1 protein-coding gene is annotated in these 838 nt (G+C 47.3%); it reads right to left on the reverse strand.

All coding sequences use genetic code 11. The annotated features are described in order from the left end of the window. Window positions 1-838, reverse strand: an 838-nt coding sequence (locus tag AXF17_RS07500; RefSeq protein ID WP_207651549.1) for a hypothetical protein, incomplete at both ends; no start/stop codon positions are given.

The following is an 838-nucleotide window of genomic DNA, read 5'->3' on the forward strand; positions in this document are numbered from 1 at the left end:
ATTTAAGGGTTACTGTCTTGAACATCCCCCCGTCACCGTCCCACTTGTCGTCGTCAACGACCGGTGTTCCAGTGATAGTTCTGCCATCGAAGCTGAGTCCTTTAGGGAGTCCTTCGATGGTTGTCTGCATCTCGGCATCCTTATCCAGACTCTTAACAGTCGCAGGCTTAATAGGCATACGCTCAGTCCACTTTGGTCTACCTGGTTCATCAAGATCGGTCTCGATTACCTTGCTGTCAACCTCTACTTCTGGAAGGTTCTCATCTACATCTGCAGCTGGAGTCTTCACGTTAACCATTACGATTGCCTTGGTCTTCTTGTCGATTCCGTCTACGGAGAACTCGAGTACTGCCTTAGTAATACCCTTCTTTGACAGGTCAGGCTTCTGAACTAGAGTCACCTTTACAGAACCGTCTTTTGGAATATTGCTGAACTTAGCCTTGTAGTCCTCGAGTGTTGGTGCTTTGCCATCTACTTCAATTGGTTTTGTGTTAACTCTCTGTGGTGTAAATGCTACTCCGCCGTCTTCGTCATCATCTGCGATTCCATCATGATCCTTATCTCTATAGATCCAGTATTTGTACTTTCTAACCAGTAGCTTACCGTTCTTCTTGGCTTTGAATTTAAGGGTTACTGTCTTGAACATCCCCCCGTCACCGTCCCACTTGTCGTCGTCAACGACCGGTGTTCCAGTGATAGTTCTGCCATCGAAGCTGAGTCCTTTAGGGAGTCCTTCGATGGTTGTCTGCATCTCGGCATCCTTATCCAGACTCTTAACAGTCGCAGGCTTAATAGGCATACGCTCAGTCCACTTTGGTCTACCTGGTTCATCAAGATC

The sequence above is a fragment of the Mogibacterium pumilum genome (assembly GCF_002243385.1).
GTDB classification, from domain to species: Bacteria; Bacillota; Clostridia; order Peptostreptococcales; family Anaerovoracaceae; genus Mogibacterium; species Mogibacterium pumilum.